This window comes from Stenotrophomonas maltophilia, assembly GCF_013464485.1.
GTDB lineage: Bacteria > Pseudomonadota > Gammaproteobacteria > Xanthomonadales > Xanthomonadaceae > Stenotrophomonas > Stenotrophomonas maltophilia_AW.
This window is the reverse complement of sequence record NZ_RAUX01000055.1, coordinates 1-15,386: the sequence shown is the minus strand read 5'-3', so window position 1 is coordinate 15,386 and position 15,386 is coordinate 1. Positions and strand designations below refer to the sequence as shown.

The following is a 15,386-nucleotide window of genomic DNA, read 5'->3' as shown; positions in this document are numbered from 1 at the left end:
TCCTACTTCTGCATCAGCGTCTGCTGGAGCGAAGGCAGCAGCACACGGTTGCCATGCGCGCTGAGGTGGTCGCCATCGAAGAACAGCGGCTGGCCGTCGCGTTGCGCCGGGCAGAGCACGTCATCGCACAGCACCGGCATCGGGTCCCACAGTACGCCACCTGGCAGGCCATCGACCACCCGCTGCAGGCTGCCCAGCATCGGTGCCCTCAACGTTTCCATCGCCTCGCGCGTACTGTCCAGGCCATTGCGGCAGACCGCGTTGCGGGCATTGAAACGATCCGAGCAGCGGTAGGGAGGCGCCGGCAGCACCGGCTTGGGTGCCTCCAGCACGATCCGTACACCGCGCTCGGCCAACGGCTGCCATTGGGCAATCGCCTCCGTCACTTCGGCCTCACGCCCCACTGCGGCTTCCGCGGCCAGCTCACCGGCCAGCTGCGCCTGTGCATCGAACAGCACGAACTGATCGGACAGCCGTGGCATCCGCAGTGACACCAGCACCACAGCATCACCTGGCTGCGCACGTCGCATGATGTCGGCCATCACCGCCGCATTGAAATCACTGCATCCGGCGCCCGCCCCACGCCACTTCTGCAGACTCACTTGCGGGCATCCGCCACGGCCGTAGAGGACGACCTTCGAACCGGTCTCAAGCGCCAGCCGCTGCAGCAGTTCGATGTACGCCATCGCATGCGAATCACCTGCAACGAACACCCGCTTCGGCGTACCGGACAAGACCGGTCGGCCGCAGGCGCCAGGTGTATACGTGCGCATGCTTCCCCCTGCGAAGCGCTGTTTGTCCGTCACCAGTGCACAGTGGGGATAATCACCCGCCACACTCTTGCCGTCGGGATACCAATCAGCCGGGTGCCGACTGACCGTACTCAGCGATATCCACGGTGCCTGCAGGTACAGCACCGTCTGGATGCCGGCAGCAACCAGCAGTACAGCGGCACCTGCCAGCACCCAGCGGCCCGGGTGCAGACGCTGCGCCAATGGGCCTCGGAACGGTTGCTCCACCCATCGCCACGACACCCACGACAGCAGCAGCACCAGCGCCATCGCAGCGGTCATCTGCAGGGGCGTCTGCAGTCCCACGGTCCAGCGCATCAGCACGAACACCGGCCAGTGCCAAAGATACAGTGAGTACGACAGCAGGCCGATGGTGCGCATCGGCCTGCTGGCCAACAGGCGTGCCACCCAAGCCTGCGGATGATGATGCAGCGCCCATAGCAGGCCTGCCGATGCAAAGGTCGGCAGCAAGCCATCAGGCCACGGCGAACGGCCGGCCCGTGCGCTCCACAACGCCCAACACAGCAAAGCCAACGCCACCACCGCGAGCAGCGAGAACACGGGCGCAGCGCGCTTCAATGTCGCCCCCATCGCTTGATCGAGCGATGCGCGAACGTGCAGCATCTGGAACAACAGTACGCCAACACCCAATTGCCACAGCCGCGTAGTGGTGGCGTAGAACGCCCACGATGGCGGCGCCTCGCGCAGGCCCAGCACCGCCGCATGCAGCAGCGACGCCGCGCTGACCACGGCAAACAGTCCCAGGCTCATCCAACGCCCACGCGCGCCGCGCGCCCAGGCCAGGAACAGCAGCGGGAACAGCAGGTAGAACTGCTCCTCCACGCCCAGCGACCAGGTATGGGTGTAGGGATTGAATTCGGCCTTGGGCGCGAAGTAATCGTTGCCGATCAGCGCCAATACCCAGTTGCTGAAGCCGAAGAATGCCATCAGCCCGGTCTTGTCACTGGCCTCGCTGAGCCAGGACTCGGGAATGAACAGTACGCTGACGACGGCGGTCAACAGCAGGCAGCTGATCAGCGCGGGTGCGATGCGACGGACGCGGCGCGAATAGAAACGCAGCATCGACTGCGACAGCGACAACGGCGGCAGCCGGTGCACCGACGCGCTGACCACGAAGCCGGAAATGACGAAGAACACGTCTACGCCGGTGAACCCACCCGGCAACCAGGCCGGGTCCAGGTGGAACACGATGACGGCCAGCACGGCAATCGCGCGCAGGCCGTCAATGTGCGGCACGTAGCCACGGCTTGGATCAGTGGTCATCCTTTCCCCCACGGCCGCGATGGCAGCGGGCCCGCGGCGGTCACCCGTTTACCAGACCAGGTCGTCCGGCACCTGGTACTGCGGGTCCGCGTACGGATCTTCCTCGGCTGGCGCATCCGGATCGACCTTCAGCGCCACTGAGGCGGCGAACACCGCTTCGGACTGTGCCAGCACGTCGGCAGTCACCAGCAGGTAGCGACCATTGAGCTGCACCACACCCAGTTCACCGGCATTGAGCGCGGTCAGCTGCTCAGCGGTCACGTAGATGCGCTTGATCTTGCCGCCATACGGGAAGTGGCGGGCAATATCGGCCGCTTCCGAATTGAGGCTCTTGTCCTTCAGCAGCTCTTCCAGCTTCGCCTTCGCCTCGCGGCGCACGCGTGCTTCTTCCTGCTTCAGGCGCTCGGTCTCGATGCGCTCTTCCTTTTCCCGCTGCGCGCGGATGGCATAGGCCTTGGCCAGGTCCATCTCTTCGGCGCTGCGCGGCTTGCGCGGGCCCTGCTGTCCTTGGCCACCACGCGCATGCCCGCCGGGCTTGCCCGCGCCACCATGACCGTGCCCGCGACGCTCGCCGGGCTTGTGCTCGCCCTTGCCTGCGCCCTGCGGCTTTCCATTGCCAGTGCCACCCTTGCCCTGCGGGCGGCCTTCACGGCGGGGGCCATCATTCTTGCGCTCGGGCTTGGGCGCGGGCTTGAAGCCCAGGCCCATCAGCTGGTCGCGGAGGGTATCGCTCATAGGATTCGGATCAGTAGTGCGGCGGCGGCGGTTCGCTCGCCGGATCGGAAGAATTCAGTGCGTTGCGGACCTTGCCCAGGTCCTCCAGCAGCACGCGCAGCACGTCAGCGTTGCGCATGCCCTGCATGCGGGCATCGGCCAGCGCATCGCTCAATTCGGCAAGCGCCTGTTCCTGAAAGGACACGCGCATTTCCAGTTCGACCAGGCGCGCTTCCAGCGCCTGCTCGCGTTCGGTCGGCAGCAGGTCAGACATGCAACGAACGCCCCCGGCCGATGCCGTAGTACGCCAGGCCTGCAGCTTCCACTTCGGCCGGATCGTACAGATTGCGCCCGTCGAACACCGTCGCGTCCTTCAGCTGCTCGCGCAGTTGCTGGAAATCGGGGCTGCGGAACTGCTTCCACTCAGTCACCACGACCAGCGCATCAGCACCCTGCAACGCTTCGCCGGCGCTGTTGCAGAACACCAGGTCATCGCGCTCGCCGAAGATGCGCTGCGACTCATGCATCGCTTCCGGGTCATAGGCGCGCACGTTGGCGCCACCTTCCCACAGCTGCGCCAGCAGGCGACGGCTGGACGCTTCACGCATGTCGTCGGTGTTCGGCTTGAATGCCAGGCCCCACACGGCAAAGGTCTTGCCGCGCACGCCTTCGTCCTCGCCCTTGTCGTAATGACGCTGGATGAGCGCAAACAGGTGGCCCTTCTGCGCATCGTTGACCGCTTCCACGGCGTTCAGCAGCTTCGGTTCAAGACCGTACTGCTGCGCCGTGCGGGCCAGCGCCTGCACATCCTTGGGGAAGCACGAGCCACCGTAACCGGCACCCGGGTAGATGAAATGCCAACCAATGCGTGGATCCGAACCGATGCCCTGGCGGACCTGCTCGACGTCGGCGCCCACGCGTTCGGCGATGTTGGCGATTTCGTTCATGAACGAAATCTTGGTCGCCAGCATCGCGTTGGCGGCGTACTTGGTCAGCTCGGCCGAGCGCACGTCCATTTCCACCACGCGGTCGTGGTTGCGGTTGAACGGTGCATACAGGCGCCGCATCACCGCCACCGACTCGGCGCTGGTCGCACCGATGATGATGCGATCCGGGCGCATGCAGTCGGCGACGGCGTCGCCTTCCTTCAGGAATTCCGGGTTGGACACCACGTCGAAGGCGATGTCCGTACCGCGCGCGGCCAGCTCTTCGGCAATGGCCGCGCGTACCTTGTCGGCGGTGCCGACCGGGACCGTCGACTTGTTCACCACTACGGTCGGCACGCTCATGTGCCGGCCGATGGTGCGGGCCACAGCCAGCACGTACTGCAGATCGGCGCTGCCATCCTCGTCCGGCGGCGTACCGACGGCGATGAACACGACCTGGCCGTGACCGATCGCGGCCGCGGCATCGGTGGTGAACGCCAGCCGCGAGGCGGCATGGTTGGCCTTCACCATCGGCTCCAGGCCCGGCTCATAGATCGGGATGATGCCCTGGTTGAGGCCATCGACCTTGGCCTGGTCGATATCGACGCAGACCACCTGATGGCCGACGTCGGCCAGGCAGGTCCCGGTCACCAGCCCAACGTAGCCGGTACCAAAAATCGCAACGCGCATGTCCGTGCAGGCTCCGTGGTCGCTTACGGCAGGACGCCCAGCAGCTCGACGTCGAAGGTCAGAGTCGCGTTCGGGCCGATCGGGCCACCCGGGGTGCCGTTCTCGCCATAGGCCAGATTGCCCGGAATCCAGAAGCGGTACTTCGAACCGACCGGCATCAGCGCGACGCCTTCGGTCCAGCCCTTGATCACCTGATCCAGACCGAACTCTGCCGGCTGACGACCGTAGGAGCTGTCGAACACAGTGCCGTTGAGCAGCTTGCCTTCGTAGTTCACACGCACCTTGCTGCTCGGCAGGGGACGCTCGCCGCTGCCCGGGCGGATGATCTGGTACTGCAGGCCCGACGCGGTGGTCACCACGCCCGGCTGGGTCTTGTTCTTGGCCATGAACGCATTGCCTTCCTCGCGGTTGGTCTGCGCGGCGGCGGCGGCCTTGGCCTGCATTTCAGCCTGCTTGCTACCCATGAAGGCCTGGATGGTGGCGGTCGCGTCAGCTTCCGTCATCTTCGGCTGACCCTTGGTCAGGCCGGTGCTGATCGCGTCAAACAGCGAAGCGACGTCGATATCGTCCTTCAGCTGCGCCAGCGACGGACCCACCGAGTAGGAACCGATCATCTGCGACACCTTGACGCGGTCGACCTTCGGCGGCTGCGAACCCGGCGCCACGCCCGGCACCTGCTGGCCACTGCGGGCCATCACGACCTGGCGCAGGGCCGCATCGGTGGCCTTGGCCTGTTCCTGGGTGATCTGCGGCTGCAGGCCTTCGAACGAACGCTCCACGGCGGTGCGCAGCGCTGCCACGTCGATCTCATCGGCGATCGGGGTGAACGACTTGGCCACGTCCAGGCCGATGGCGTAGCCGAGCTTCTGCTTGGGGGAATTCAAGGTTGCGGTCTCCTTGGCGGCTGCGGGGGCAGCCGGTTGTTGCGACAGAGCGACACCCGAAGTGCCCATCGCCAGAATCAGAACCGACGCCGCGGCGCCGCGCATTCCCATCTTCATTCGCTGCATTCCTGGAAGTGTCTGGGCGCCGACGTCGGCGCGAAAAGAAGCATTGTCGCACGCATGCCGTCGATGTCGAGGCATGCGTGCCGGATATCAATGCGTGGCGGCTGCCGCCAGCGCCTTGTCGATGGCCGCGGTCAGCTGCGGATCGTCCGGCGTCACCTTGCTGGCGAACTGGGCGATGACCTTGCCATCGCGGCCCACGAGGTATTTGTGGAAGTTCCAGGCTGGCGCAACGCCGGTCGCTGCGGTCAAGCGCTGGTACAGCGGCGTGGCCTGCGTACCGACCACATGCACCTTCTCGAACATCGGGAACTTGACGCCGTAGGTCAGGGTGCAGAAGTCCTGGATCTGCTTCTCGTCACCCGGTTCCTGGCCCTTGAAGTCATTGGAAGGGAAGCCCAGCACCGCAAAACCGCGGCCGGCATAGCGCTTCTGCAGCGCCTCCAGCCCTTCGTACTGCGGCGTGTAGCCACACTTGCTGGCGGTGTTGACCACCAGCAGCACCTGCCCGTGATAGCGCTGCTGCAGATTCACCTGCTGCTTGCTGGCCAACGGCCGGTATTCCAGATCGAGCAGGTCGGCCGCCAGCGCACTGGCGGAACAGGCGGCACCGGCCACCATCAGGGCCAGCAGGGACAGGCCGCGCAGGCGGCACAGGGAAACGGTCGGCAGGGGCATCAGAGGCGGTCCGCGGTAGCCATTCACAAGGCCCGGCCAGCGCGGGCCGGGAATCGGCCGAACTATAGCACCGGGCTCCGGCCCCCCTGATGGCACAGCCCCCCCGGCTTTGCGCGGCGTGGCGAATGCGCTGCCCGGGCGCCATCGACGGCGCAGTGATGACATAGCATGGACAACACTGAACGTAGCGCGGCCCTGGAACGAGTCCTGCGGAAGCCTTATTTCCCTTTTAAATCAATCGCGTAAAAGAATATTTCAGCAATCTGACCACCCCTGCCATCAGTTGGGCACGACAAAGGGTTGCACCTAGGCGTGCCGGTGTTATAGTTGCATACAACACCAGTCACCCGAGACAGGGGGAAGCCATGAACGCCCGGATCCGTCGCAACCTCACCGCACCCGCGGCCGTCGCTGTCTCGACCCTGCTCGTGCTGGCCTGGTGGGCAACGCCCAGCGCCCCCGCTTCCGCCTCTGCTGACAGGGCGCAGGACACCCCCCTCTCCTCGGCAGGGAACGCCGCCCCCTCTTCCCCCCCTCCCCCGCGTCGGCTGCACAGCGCGCTGTCCATGCCGTACTTCTCGTTCGCCCAGCCGCTGACCCCACGGAGCTGAATATGAGCGACATCCAGTGGAGCGACGGCGCTCCCATCTACCGTCAGTTGAAGGAGCGCGTGATCGCCATGATGCTCGACGGAATCCTCAAGCCAGGCGACGCCCTGCCTTCGGTGCGCCAGGTGGCCGCCGACTACCAGCTCAACCCCATCACCGTTTCGCGCGCCTACCAGGAACTGGCCGATGAAGGCCTGGTCGAGAAGCGCCGCGGCCTGGGCATGTTCATGACCGAGCAGGCGGCGACGCAGCTGCGCAGCAGCGAGCGCGATCGTTTCCTCAACGAAGAGTGGCCGGCCGTCCTCGAGCGCATCCAGCGCCTGGGCCTGAGCCTCGACGAATTGCTGCCCCAGGGGAAAGTCTGATGAATAGCACTGCAAGTGAATCGGTCATCACCGCCCGCGGCCTGCGCAAGGCCTACAAGACCACGGTCGCCCTCGACAATGCCAGTTTCAGCATTCCAAGCGGGCGCATCGTCGGCCTGATCGGGCCCAATGGCGCCGGCAAGACCACCGCGCTGAAGGCCATTCTTGGCCTGACCTCGGTGGAGGGTGAACTGAGCGTACTCGGCCGAGACCCGCGACTGCACCGCGACGAACTGATGAATGACATCTGCTTCATCGCCGACGTCGCCGTGCTGCCGCGCTGGCTGAAGGTCCGCGAAGCGATCGACTTCGTCGCTGGCGTCCATCCACGCTTCGATCGCGCCCGCTGCGAGCGCTTCCTGGCCAACACCAAGCTGCAGCCGAAGCAGCGCGTGCGCGAGCTGTCCAAGGGCATGATCGTGCAGCTGCACCTGGCACTGGTGATGGCCATCGATGCCCGCATCCTGGTGCTGGACGAGCCGACCCTGGGCCTGGACATCCTGTACCGCAAGGAGTTCTACCAGCGCCTGCTGGAGGACTACTTCGACGAGCAGAAAACCATCATCGTCACCACCCACCAGGTGGAAGAGATCGAGCACATCCTCAGTGATGTGATGTTCATCCGTGACGGCCGCATCGTGCTTGACGCGGAGATGGATGATGTCGGCCAGCGCTACACCGAACTGCTGGTCAACGCCGACCAGCTGGAGACTGCGCGCGCCCTGAAGCCAATCGACGAGCGCAGCCTGGCGTTCGGCAAGACCGTGATGCTGTTCGATGGCGTGCCGCGCGCCCAGCTTTCCTCCCTCGGCGAGACCCGCATCCCGGGCCTGGCCGACCTGTTCGTCGCCATCATGAAGGGGACCTACGCATGAATGCCGTCAACCACCCCGTCAGCCCGATCGGCACCCTGCGCTGGCTGCTCAAGCGCGAGTACTGGGAGAACCGCGGCGGTTTCCTGTATGCCCCGTTGATTGCGGGTCTGATCTCGCTGGTGATGAGCATCGCCGGCATTGCGTTCGGCCTCTTCGCACTGAACCGTGCAGCGCGCGACGGCGGCCTGCACATCGATGGCGAGAGCGTGAACATCAATGGCCTGAACCTGGCTCTGCTGACCCGTGACATCAGCGCCAAGGACCTGGCTGACCTTGGCAACGGCCTGGACCTGACCCTGGTGCTCAGTTCGGGTTGGCCGTTCCTGGTGCTGGCCTTCGTGATGTTCTTCTACTGCCTGGGCGCCCTGTACGACGATCGCCGGGACCGCAGCATCCTGTTCTGGAAGTCGTTGCCGCTGTCGGACACGCAGACCGTGCTGTCCAAGGTGATCAGCGCACTGATCGTGGCACCGTTGATCGCGGTCGTCGCCGGAATCATCACCATGTTCGGCTTCATGTTGATCATCAGCCTCGTCGCGCTGATGCACGGCGGCAGCCCGATGACCCTGATCTGGGGCCCGGCCAGCCCCCTGACCCTGGCCGCCGGCCACCTCGCCTGGATTCCGGTCTACGCGCTGTGGGCGCTGCCCACCGCCGGCTGGCTGCTGCTGTGCTCGGCCTGGGCCCGTACCAAGCCGTTCCTGTGGGCGGTGATGCTGCCGCTGTTTGCCGGCATCATTGTCAGCTCCACCAAGATGATGCCGCTGTTCGGCCTGACCACCGGCTGGTTCTGGCAGAACATCGTCGGCCGCCTGCTGCTGGGTGGCGTACCCGGCATGGATCTGCTGTATCGCCTCGGTGCCGACGAAGCTTCCCGCCGCGATCTGGACTCGGTCGTCAGCCTGATGTCCCCCGCCTCGCAGCTGAAGTCGCTGGCGATGCCGGAACTGTGGATCGGCGCGGCGGTCGGTGCGGTGTTCATCCTGCTCGCCATCCGCCTGCGCAAGCGCGCTGGCGAGATCTGATTCCATCCACCCGGAGGCACCACCCATGCGTTCCCTGCTCGCCTGTTCCGCGTTGTTGCTGTTGCCGCTGTCGGCACTTGCTGCCGATGCCCCGAACTGCAAGTTCACTGCTGCGCGCACGTTGAAACTTGATGCGGCCGGTGCCAGGGCGGTCGTGATCGAGGTCAACCAGCACGACCTGAAGGTGGTCGCCAGCAAGGGCGGTGGCCAGCTGGATGGCCGCGCCTGTGCCTCCAGCCAGGAATGGCTGGACCAGCTGGTGCTGGACCAGCACCGCGAGGGTGACAAACTCGTGGTGAGCCTGCGCCGCGAAGGACGCAACCACGGCATCAGCCTCGGCAACAGCTACGCCTGGCTGGACATCCACGGCAGCGTGCCGGACAACCTGCCGCTACAGCTCAAGGTCGGCTCTGGCGACGCCAGCGTGGAGAACGCGCAGTCGCTCAGCGTGGACGTCGGCTCCGGTGACGCCGTCGTCCGCGGCACACGCGGCAGCATCCACGCCGCAGTGGGCTCGGGCGACCTCAACATCGACGGCGGCAGCTCGCTGAACCTGCTGTCGCTGGGCTCCGGCGACGTCAGCGCCCGCAACATCAGCGGCGATGCCCTTACCGGCACCGTCGGTTCGGGCGACCTGAAGATCACCGACGTACGTGGCAATGCACGGCTGGATACGGTCGGCTCGGGTGACATCGAGTTCAAGCGCGTGCAGGGCAGCGTCGAAGTGGGCGTGGTCGGCTCCGGTGGCGTCGACCTGACCGATATCGGCGGCAACGTGCATGTACGCAGCCATGGTTCGGGCGACATCCAGGTCGACGGCGTACGCGGCAGCCTGAGCGTGGACCGCAGCGGCAGCGGCGACGTCGGCCATCGCAATGTCAGCGGCAAGGTCACCTTGCCGCGCGGCAAGTAACTCCCTCCCATACACGTCCAGGGGAACATCATGAACCTGTTGCGCCTGTTGCCTGCCACCCTGCTCTGCCTGCCGCTGGTTGCCTGCGGCGGTACCTCCTCCTCGACCGGCAAGACTGTGGGCAGGAGCGTCGCCGACACCACCAGTGGCGTCGGCAAGACCGTCAAGGACGCCATGGATGATGCCCGCAAGGAAATTGCCCAGGGCAACATCAAGATTTCCGCCGACGCGCAGCCGCGGGCGGAGATCACGCCGGATGGCCACCTGCTGATCGCCGGCAAGGAGATTCCGGCCAATGACACCCAGCGCCGCCATCTGCAGACGTACCGCGGCTATGTGGTCGCCATCGCGATGGATGGCATGGACGTCGGCCTGGCTGGCGCCAAGCTGGGCGCCAGCGCCGCCGGCGAAGCGCTGAAGGGCATTTTCAGCGGTGACAGCGAAGGTGTCGAAAAGCGCATCAATGCCGAAGCCGAAAAGATCGAAGCCCAGGCCAAGCGCATCTGCGACCGCCTGCCGGCAATGCTGGCCAGCCAGCAGGCCCTGGCGCGTGAACTGCCTGCGTTCAGACCCTACGCCACGATGGACCAGAGCGACGTGGACGACTGCGGCAAGGACACCGTGGTCCTGCGCTAGGCCTGTGGCGGCTCTGCGCATCCGGCCGGCAGTGCCATCGCGCTGCCGGCCGGCGGGCCTGCAATGACGGCCCCGGACGCCGACGACACGAAGCCATGATCAAGCCGCTGCTGCTGGCCGCCCTGCTGTGCCTGCCCTTGCTGGCCTGCGACGGCAGCGCCGACAGCACCGGCAAGGCACTCGGATCGCGCGCGGCCGAGATCTCCGGCGGCCTTGGCCAGAAGGCCAGGGACGCCACCGATGAAGCCCGCAGGAGCCTCGTCCGGGACAACACCGCGCTCCACGCCAAGGGACAACCGCGCGCGGCGATCACCCCCGACGGCCAGCTGTTGATCGACGGCAGGCAGGTCCCCACCGATGCGGCTCAGCGCCGCCAGCTGCTGGATCATCGCGGCCTGCTGATCGCCAGTGCCTCCGACCGCCTGGATGCGGATCAAACGTACGTCAATGCCGCCGACGCCACATTGAAGGGCCTCTTCGGCGGCGGTGGCGACGTCAGGAAACAGGTAGGCGATGAGTACGACCGCCTCGAAAACGAGCTCAAACGCATCTGTGGCCGCATGCCGGCGCTGCTGGCCAGCCAGCAGGCACTGGCGCGCGACATCCCGGCCTTCAAGGCCTACGCGACGATGACGCAGAATGACGTTGACACCTGCGGCAAGGGCGACAGCTCACTCTCGATCCCGTTCGACGACTGAGACATTTCAGCGCACCCTGCCAGCAGCGGGCTCCCGGAGCCGGCCGTCCTGCACTGACCCGCTTACAATGGAGGCCCTGGATGCCCCCGAACCGAACGCCATGAAGAAATTCATCCTGCTACTGGCCGCCCTGCTCTGCCTGGGTCTGGCCGGCTGTGACAAGGATTACCGCAACCACCGCGCCGAAAGGGGCAAGCCGAAGATTTCCGTCAGTGAGAACATGGTGACCGTGCGCCGCCAACCGGCGCCAAACATCATCATCCTGGCTGACGGCACGATGAAGGTGGACGAGATCCAGATTCCGCTGGATGACGGGCAGAAGCAGATGCTGCAGACGATGTTCGGCAAGCTGCAGGTGCTGCGCCAGAACACGCTGGTGGCCGCGCCGGCAGACCCTAACATGCAGCCGGTGAAGATCCAGCCGCCGGAAGGCATGGAGGTTATCCCGGCCGACCTGATCCAGCGCATCCCCGAGTTCAAGGATTACACCGACACCTTCGGCAACATCGTCGCCGACCGTCGCTGAAGCAGAAACGCCGCCCAAGGGCGGCGTTCCTGCATTCTGTAGAGTCGAGCATGGCTCGACTCTACAACCAGCAGATCAACCGCCGGCGCCGCCACCACCGGCCTGGATGCCACCGGCGGTCAGTGCGGTCGGATCCAGCAGCCGGCGCAGCTCGGCCTCGTCCAGGCCGCTGTCTTCCAGCGCCACATCCAGCACCGGGCGCTGTTCCTTGTAGGCGCGCTTGGCGATGGCCGCGGCCTTCTCATAGCCGATGATCGGGTTCAGCGCGGTGACCAGGATCGGGTTGCGCGCCAGCGCCTCGGCCACGCGGTCCTCGCGCACCTTCAGGCCGGCGATGGCACTGTCGGCCAGCAATGTGGACACATTGGCCAGCAGGCCGATGCCATCGAGCAGGTTTACCGCGATCAGCGGCAGGGTGACGTTGAGCTGGAAGTTGCCGGTCTGCCCGGCCACGGTAATCGCCGTGTGGTGGCCAATCACCTGCGCACAGGCCATCACGGTGGCTTCCGGAATGACCGGATTGACCTTGCCCGGCATGATCGAGCTGCCCGGCTGCAGCGCCGGCAGCTCGATCTCACCCAGCCCTGCCAGCGGACCGGCGTTCATCCAGCGCAGATCATTCGCGATCTTGATCAGTGCCACGGCCAGTGCATTGAGCTGGCCGGACAGTTCCACCGCATCGTCCTGCGCGGCCAGCCCTTCGAACTTGTTCTCCGCACTGTCGAACTTGAAACCGGTCTGCTGCTTGAGCGCCTTGGCGACCTGTGCTCCAAAGCGTGGATCGGCATTGATGCCGGTACCGATCGCGGTGCCGCCCAGCGGCAGGCGGCGCACGCGCTTGAGGCTGTCCTCGATGCGCTCCTGCGCCGAGGCCAGCTGTGCCGACCACGCGCCGAACTCCTGCTCGAAGGTCAGTGGCATCGCATCCATCAGGTGGGTGCGACCGGTCTTGACCACCTTGCGAAGGCTGCGGCCCTTCTTGTCCAGGGTCTTGCGCAGGTGCACCAGCGCGGGCAGCAACTGTTCGTGCGTGGCCAGCACCGCCGACACGCGCAGCGCAGTTGGGACCACGTCGTTGGAGCTCTGTCCCTGGTTGACGTGGTCGTTGGGGTGCACCACGGTCTTGCCCGCCTTGCCGGCACGGTTGGCCAGGGTGGCGATGACCTCGTTGGCATTCATGTTGGACGACGTGCCCGAGCCGGTCTGGTAGACATCGATCGGGAAATGCGCATCCCAGTCACCGGCTGCCACTTCAGCGGCGGCGGTCTGGATGGCCTTGGCCACGGTCTTGGGCAGGTGGCCCAGCTCGGCATTCACGCCGGCGGCCGCGCCCTTGACCAGGCCCAGCGCACGGATGAAACCGCGCGGCATGCGCTGGCCCGAGACCGGGAAATTCTGCACGGCGCGCTGGGTCTGCGCGCCCCACAGGGCATCGGCAGGCACCTGCAGCTCGCCCATGCTGTCGTGTTCGATCCGGAACCCGCTGGTTCCACCCTTGCTTGCAGCTTTGCTCATTGCATCAACTCCGCACTACTTCAGTTGGGGAAAGGGAAGCGGCGGCTGGCAGGGTGTCGCTTCCCGGGCTGGCGGCGGTGACAACGATACTCCGTTGCCTGCAGTGTGGGATGACGAGCGCGGGCCAGATCGTTTCATCCGCAGGGCCGTTGTGTGCGCGCACGGGTAGGTAGTGCCGGCCGCKGGCCGGCAACGGCGCCACGCCGGCGATTGCAGGGGTTGCCGGCCAACGGCCGGCACTACCTCACCGGCACGTCGTAGAATATGGCCCCCGCCGCTCGTCCCCGCCCTGCCGACATGTCTGATTCCGCCCTGCTCGCCCTGTCCCCGCTCGATGGCCGCTACGCCGGCAAGGTCGACGCCCTGCGCCCGATCTTCTCCGAATACGGCCTGATCAAGGCCCGCATCGTGGTCGAGGTGGAATGGCTGCTGGCCCTGGCCGCCGAACCGGGCATCGTCGAGCTGGCCCCGTTCTCCGACGGCGCCATCGCCCGCCTGCGCGGGCTGGCCGCCGGTTTCAGCCCTGCACAGGCCGCACGCGTGAAGGAAATCGAGCGCACCACCAACCACGACGTCAAGGCGGTGGAGTACTTCATCAAGGAACAGCTTAAGGACGACGCCGAGCTGGCCCCGGCGCTGGAATTCGTGCATTTCGCCTGCACCAGCGAAGACATCAACAACCTCAGCTACGGCCTGATGCTGGAACAGGCCCGCCGCGAGGTGCTGCTGCCGACCCTGGACGGCATCGCCACCACGCTGCGCACCCTGGCCCACGCCCAGGCCGGCCAGCCGATGCTGTCGCGCACCCATGGCCAGACCGCGTCGCCCACCACGCTGGGCAAGGAACTGGCCAACGTGGTGGCCCGCCTGGAACGCCAGCGCAGGCAGATCGCTGCAGTCGAGCTGACCGGCAAGATCAATGGCGCGGTGGGCAACTACAACGCGCATGTGGCCAGCTACCCGGACGTGGACTGGCCGGCCTTCGCCGAGCGCTTCGTGACCGGCCTGGGCCTGGTGTTCAACCCGTACACCACCCAGATCGAGCCGCACGACAACGTCGCCGAGATCGGCGATGCCGCGCGCCGCGCCAACATCATCCTGATCGATCTGGCCCGCGACATCTGGGGCTACATCTCGCTGGGCTATTTCAAGCAGCGCCTGAAGGAAGGCGAAGTCGGTTCGTCGACCATGCCGCACAAGGTCAACCCGATCGATTTCGAGAATGCCGAGGGCAACTTCGGCATTGCCAATGCGCTGTTCGAGCACTTCAGCGCGAAGCTGCCGATCAGCCGCTGGCAGCGTGACCTGACCGATTCCACCGTGCTGCGCGCGCTGGGTACTGCGTTCGGCCACAGTCAGGTGGCGCTGGATTCGCTGGCCAAGGGCCTGGGCAAGCTGGAGGTGAACCCGCAGCGCCTGGACGCCGATCTGGATGCGGCCTGGGAAGTGCTGGCCGAAGCCGTGCAGACGGTGATGCGCCGTCATGGCCTGCCGAACCCGTACGAGCAGCTGAAGGCGCTGACCCGCGGCCAGGGCATCACCGCTGAGTCGATGCGTGCGTTCGTGCAGGGGCTGGAGCTGCCGGCGGAGGCGAAGCAGCGCCTGCTGGAGATGACCCCGGGCAGCTACACCGGCCTGGCCGAGGCGCTGGCGAAGAAGATCTAAGGGGTTTCCTTTTGCGGCGGCGGCCGCGAGCGCTGCCTGCGGCAGGCAACAGCAACGGCAACGTCAAAGGCGGCTCTGGGTTTTTGTTGGGATTGGCGGGGCGGGTTGGATTCGCGGGGGATGCCGTGAATCCGTCCGTGGAGGCTTGGCAGCCGCATCCATGCGGCTGACACCCCCGCKAACCCAACCCGCCCCACCCCTGACAGATTCCCGGTGACGGATCGAAGAGCGTTGGGGTGTCGGGACGGAATTTGAAAGAGGGACGCGGCTTCGCCGCGTCCCTCTTTAGTTTTGAGCTCTTTTGTAGAGTCGAGCCGTGCTCGACTGCCTTTCGCATAGGCAACGGCAAGCCGAGCATGGGCTCGGCTCTACACGAGCAAGCGCAGCGCGCGACCCGCTTTTGCCTTGCTTTTCTTCTTCCATTCCGTGGTGGGCCCCGCAGGAAACTGTCAGGGGCCGGGTGGGGTGGG

15 protein-coding genes are annotated in these 15,386 nt (G+C 65.9%); 8 read left to right on the top strand and 7 right to left on the bottom strand.

The window, feature by feature from the left end; genetic code table 11:
- Window positions 1–2: 2 nt before the first annotated feature.
- From D7Y61_RS20525 to D7Y61_RS20500, 6 genes are all read right to left on the bottom strand, one after another.
- Window positions 3–2,075 carry an acyltransferase family protein gene (locus D7Y61_RS20525; protein ID WP_180868972.1) on the bottom strand — a complete coding sequence of 691 codons (2,073 nt, stop codon included), beginning with the start codon at window positions 2,073–2,075 and terminating at the stop codon, window positions 3–5.
- A 48-nt stretch (window positions 2,076–2,123) separates the two neighbouring features.
- The gene (locus D7Y61_RS20520; protein ID WP_180868970.1) at window positions 2,124–2,810 is read right to left on the bottom strand and encodes a DUF2058 domain-containing protein; all 687 of its coding nucleotides are present in this window, start codon (window positions 2,808–2,810) and stop codon (window positions 2,124–2,126) included.
- Window positions 2,811–2,820: 10 nt separating this feature from the next.
- Window positions 2,821–3,063 carry a SlyX family protein gene (locus D7Y61_RS20515; RefSeq protein WP_005410256.1) on the bottom strand — a complete coding sequence of 81 codons (243 nt, stop codon included), beginning with the start codon at window positions 3,061–3,063 and terminating at the stop codon, window positions 2,821–2,823.
- A complete protein-coding gene (locus D7Y61_RS20510; protein ID WP_180868969.1) occupies window positions 3,056–4,405 on the bottom strand; it encodes a UDP-glucose dehydrogenase family protein in 1,350 nt (449 codons plus the stop codon). Before D7Y61_RS20510 ends, D7Y61_RS20515 begins: the two co-directional genes overlap by 8 nt.
- Before the next feature lie 23 nt (window positions 4,406–4,428).
- Complete coding sequence (locus D7Y61_RS20505; protein WP_180868967.1) at window positions 4,429–5,406, bottom strand: FKBP-type peptidyl-prolyl cis-trans isomerase N-terminal domain-containing protein; 978 nt, start codon at window positions 5,404–5,406, stop codon at window positions 4,429–4,431.
- 96 nt (window positions 5,407–5,502) lie between these two features.
- The gene (locus tag D7Y61_RS20500) at window positions 5,503–6,090 is read right to left on the bottom strand and encodes a glutathione peroxidase (protein WP_180868965.1); all 588 of its coding nucleotides are present in this window, start codon (window positions 6,088–6,090) and stop codon (window positions 5,503–5,505) included.
- Window positions 6,091–6,703: 613 nt separating this feature from the next.
- Here D7Y61_RS20500 and D7Y61_RS20495 point away from each other — a divergent pair.
- From D7Y61_RS20495 to D7Y61_RS20465, 7 genes are all read left to right on the top strand, one after another.
- Window positions 6,704–7,063 (top strand): GntR family transcriptional regulator, encoded by a 360-nt coding sequence (locus D7Y61_RS20495; RefSeq protein ID WP_006453095.1) that lies wholly within the window; start codon window positions 6,704–6,706, stop codon window positions 7,061–7,063.
- Window positions 7,063–7,938 (top strand): ABC transporter ATP-binding protein, encoded by an 876-nt coding sequence (locus D7Y61_RS20490; RefSeq protein ID WP_180868963.1) that lies wholly within the window; start codon window positions 7,063–7,065, stop codon window positions 7,936–7,938. The genes D7Y61_RS20495 and D7Y61_RS20490 overlap by 1 nt, the downstream gene beginning before the upstream one ends.
- Window positions 7,935–8,963, top strand: a complete 1,029-nt coding sequence (locus tag D7Y61_RS20485) for an ABC-2 transporter permease (protein WP_180868961.1) — start codon at window positions 7,935–7,937, stop codon at window positions 8,961–8,963. The genes D7Y61_RS20490 and D7Y61_RS20485 overlap by 4 nt, the downstream gene beginning before the upstream one ends.
- 25 nt (window positions 8,964–8,988) lie before the next feature.
- On the top strand, window positions 8,989–9,876 hold the full coding sequence (locus tag D7Y61_RS20480) for a DUF4097 family beta strand repeat-containing protein (protein ID WP_180868959.1): 888 nt from the start codon (window positions 8,989–8,991) through the stop codon (window positions 9,874–9,876).
- A 30-nt stretch (window positions 9,877–9,906) separates the two neighbouring features.
- On the top strand, window positions 9,907–10,512 hold the full coding sequence (locus D7Y61_RS20475; protein WP_180868957.1) for a hypothetical protein: 606 nt from the start codon (window positions 9,907–9,909) through the stop codon (window positions 10,510–10,512).
- A 95-nt stretch (window positions 10,513–10,607) separates the two neighbouring features.
- Entirely contained in the window at window positions 10,608–11,210 is a 603-nt protein-coding gene (locus D7Y61_RS20470; RefSeq protein WP_180868955.1) for a hypothetical protein, read from the top strand.
- Between the two features lie 100 nt (window positions 11,211–11,310).
- Window positions 11,311–11,736: a hypothetical protein gene (locus tag D7Y61_RS20465; protein WP_180868953.1), complete on the top strand. Its 426-nt coding sequence runs from the start codon at window positions 11,311–11,313 to the stop codon at window positions 11,734–11,736.
- Between the two features lie 75 nt (window positions 11,737–11,811).
- On the opposite strand, the gene D7Y61_RS20460 is transcribed toward D7Y61_RS20465, so the two are convergent.
- Complete coding sequence (locus D7Y61_RS20460; protein ID WP_180868951.1) at window positions 11,812–13,251, bottom strand: class II fumarate hydratase; 1,440 nt, start codon at window positions 13,249–13,251, stop codon at window positions 11,812–11,814.
- 297 nt (window positions 13,252–13,548) lie between these two features.
- On the opposite strand from D7Y61_RS20460, the gene purB reads away from it, so the two are divergent.
- Window positions 13,549–14,916: an adenylosuccinate lyase gene (gene purB / locus D7Y61_RS20455; RefSeq protein ID WP_180868949.1), complete on the top strand. Its 1,368-nt coding sequence runs from the start codon at window positions 13,549–13,551 to the stop codon at window positions 14,914–14,916.
- Window positions 14,917–15,386 lie beyond the last annotated feature (470 nt).